We start from the raw sequence: 3514 nt of genomic DNA on the forward strand, positions 1-3514 counted from the left end.
TCCTCGATCGCCCATCTGTCTGCCAGCTGAAACGAACAGAGTTGTCCAAGTCAAGTACACTAACCAAATGTCCGGCCTTATGGCCGGGCGGGAAAGTATGCTTTTGATCGGAAAAATGACGGTGGTTTGTTACCAGCTTCCACCGTCGCGCAAGCCATTGTCCCCAACTAGCCGCAAGGCGGTAGGGCATTGAACAGTCTTGCTTTTTCTGGATCAAATCAAGCGCGAAAAGGGCGTTTGGTGGATGCCTTGGCAGTAAGAGGCGATGAAAGACGTGATACTCTGCGATAAGCCATGAGGAGCTGAGAATAAGCTTTGATCCATGGATTTCTGAATGGGGCAACCCACCTGACAGTTTGTTATTGTTACCTTCGGGTGATCAATAACGGGCTGAAACAGGTACTTAAGGACTGAATACATAGGTCTTTAAGAGCAAACCCGGAGAACTGAAACATCTAAGTACCCGGAGGAAAGGACAGCAATAGCGACTCCCCTAGTAGCGGCGAGCGAACGGGGACCAGCCGAGCCTGATAAGTGACCAGAATGCGTTGGGAAGCGCAGCCATAGCGGGTGACAGCCCCGTATGGGAAGCTTTGAAGGACGTATCAAGTAGGGCGGGACACGTGAAATCCTGTCTGAAGATCGGAGGACCACCTTCGAAGGCTAAGTACTCCTTACTGACCGATAGCGAACCAGTACCGTGAGGGAAAGGTGAAAAGCACCCCGACGAGGGGAGTGAAACAGTACCTGAAACCGAACGCCTACAATCAGTCGGAGCTGCGGCCTTGTGCCGTTGTGACGGCGTACCTTTTGTATAATGGGTCATCGACTTGGTCTATCCAGCAAGCTTAAGCCGTTAGGTGTAGGCGCAGCGAAAGCGAGTCTTAATAGGGCGTCGAGTTGGATGGATCAGACCCGAAACCGAGTGATCTAGGCATGACCAGGATGAAGGTACGGTAACACGTACTGGAGGTCCGAACCCACACCTGTTGAAAAAGGTCGGGATGAGTTGTGCCTAGGGGTGAAAGGCCAATCAAACTCGGAGATAGCTGGTTCTCTGCGAAATCTATTTAGGTAGAGCGTCATCCGAATACCCTCGGGGGTAGAGCACTGGATGGGTAATGGGGCCCCACAGGCTTACTGATCCTAACCAAACTCCGAATACCGAGGAGTACTAGATGGCAGACAGACTGCGGATGCTAACGTCCGTAGTCGAGAGGGAAACAACCCTGACCTACAGCTAAGGCCCCCAATTCATGGCTAAGTGGGAAAGCAGGTGGGACGACCAAAACAACCAGGAGGTTGGCTTAGAAGCAGCCATCCTTTAAAGATAGCGTAACAGCTCACTGGTCTAAACAAGTTGTCCTGCGGCGAAGATGTAACGGGGCTCAAGCCATGAGCCGAAGCTTAGGATGCCGTAAGGCATGGTAGCAGAGCGTAGTGTGACATAGTTCCATGTCTCTTTAGCGACTTCGGTTGTTACGGAGACACGGAGCTTTCGATGAAGCGGGCGCGTGAGCGATCCCGTGGAGAGATCACTAGTGAGAATGATGACATGAGTAGCGACAAAGAGTGTGAGAGACACTCTCGCCGAAAGTCCAAGGGTTCCTGCTTAAAGCTAATCTGAGCAGGGTAAGCCGACCCCTAAGGCGAGGCCGAAAGGCGTAGTCGATGGGAACCAGGTTAATATTCCTGGGCCAGATGGAAGTGACGGATTGCAGAGGTTGTTCATCCTTATCGGATTGGATGGGCCGCTGAGCAGTTCCTGGAAATAGCTCCATCATGAGATCGTACCCTAAACCGACACAGGTGGACTGGTAGAGAATACCAAGGCGCTTGAGAGAACGATGTTGAAGGAACTCGGCAAAATACCTCCGTAAGTTCGCGAGAAGGAGGCCCGGTTCCTAGGCAACTAGGAGCTGGGGGCACAAACCAGGGGGTGGCGACTGTTTACTAAAAACACAGGGCTCTGCGAAGTCGCAAGACGACGTATAGGGTCTGACGCCTGCCCGGTGCCTGAAGGTTAAAAGGAGAGGTGAGAGCCTTGAATTGAAGCCCAGGTAAACGGCGGCCGTAACTATAACGGTCCTAAGGTAGCGAAATTCCTTGTCGGGTAAGTTCCGACCTGCACGAATGGCGTAACGACTTCCCCGCTGTCTCCAACATCGACTCAGCGAAATTGAATTGCCTGTCAAGATGCAGGCTTCCCGCGGTTAGACGGAAAGACCCCGTGCACCTTTACTACAGCTTCGCACTGGCATCAGGATTGTGATGTGCAGGATAGGTGGTAGGCTTTGAACCCGTGACGCTAGTCGCGGTGGAGCCTCCCTTGAGATACCACCCTTCGCACTCTTGATGTCTAACCGCGGCCCGTTATCCGGGTCCGGGACCCTGCGTGGCGGGTAGTTTGACTGGGGCGGTCGCCTCCTAAAGCGTAACGGAGGCGCGCGAAGGTTGGCTCAGAGCGGTCGGAAATCGCTCGTTGAGTGCAATGGCAGAAGCCAGCCTGACTGCGAGACTGACAAGTCGAGCAGAGTCGAAAGACGGCCATAGTGATCCGGTGGTCCCGAGTGGAAGGGCCATCGCTCAACGGATAAAAGGTACGCCGGGGATAACAGGCTGATACTGCCCAAGAGTCCATATCGACGGCAGTGTTTGGCACCTCGATGTCGGCTCATCTCATCCTGGGGCTGGAGCAGGTCCCAAGGGTACGGCTGTTCGCCGTTTAAAGAGGTACGTGAGCTGGGTTTAGAACGTCGTGAGACAGTTCGGTCCCTATCTGCCGTGGGTGTAGGATACTTGAGAGGAGTTGCCCCTAGTACGAGAGGACCGGGGTGAACGAACCACTGGTGGACCTGTTGTGGCGCCAGCCGCAGTGCAGGGTAGCTATGTTCGGACAGGATAACCGCTGAAGGCATCTAAGCGGGAAGCCCCCCTCAAAACAAGGTATCCCTGAGGGCCGTGGTAGACCACCACGTCGATAGGCCGGAGATGTAAGCGCAGCAATGCGTTCAGTTGACCGGTACTAATGGCCCGATAGGCTTGATTTGATCCAGTAACAACAAGACTGGAAACACAATCAAAAGCATACACAAAACACAATGTACGTGACCTGGAATACTTCAGCCGCAGGACAGGCGGCTGAAAACAGATTGTCCCAAAACGCACATGCGCAATCAGACAATCCTCGAGGGTCTTTCCCGGTTTGGTGGTCATAGCACGAGCAAAACACCCGGTCCCATCCCGAACCCGGCCGTTAAGTGCCGTCGCGCCAATGGTACTGCGTCTCAAGACGTGGGAGAGTAGGTCGCCGCCAAACCTGGTAAGACCCCCGAAAAAAAACACGTATCTCTCAAACGATGACACTCAGCCCCATATCTCCCAAATGGGGCAACCAAAGGCCACATGAGCCCCTTCGGCAATTGGCCAATAAGCGTCGCGGGATGGAGCAGTCCGGTAGCTCGTCAGGCTCATAACCTGAAGGTCGTAGGTTCAAATCCTACTCCCGCAACCA

The 3514-nt window shown here is 53.8% G+C and carries 1 tRNA gene and 2 rRNA genes; all 3 read left to right on the plus strand.

The window, feature by feature from the left end:
* Positions 1–216: 216 nt before the first annotated feature.
* The 3 genes from BHD06_RS22080 (at position 217) to BHD06_RS22090 (ending at position 3514) form a co-directional block, all read left to right on the plus strand.
* A 23S ribosomal RNA gene (locus BHD06_RS22080) occupies positions 217–3050 on the plus strand.
* A 154-nt stretch (positions 3051–3204) separates the two neighbouring features.
* Positions 3205–3319: ribosomal RNA gene (rrf, locus tag BHD06_RS22085) — 5S ribosomal RNA — on the plus strand.
* Between the two features lie 118 nt (positions 3320–3437).
* Positions 3438–3514 (plus strand) — tRNA-Met (locus BHD06_RS22090).

Source organism: Roseovarius sp. A-2 (assembly GCF_002072155.1).
GTDB lineage: Bacteria > Pseudomonadota > Alphaproteobacteria > Rhodobacterales > Rhodobacteraceae > Roseovarius.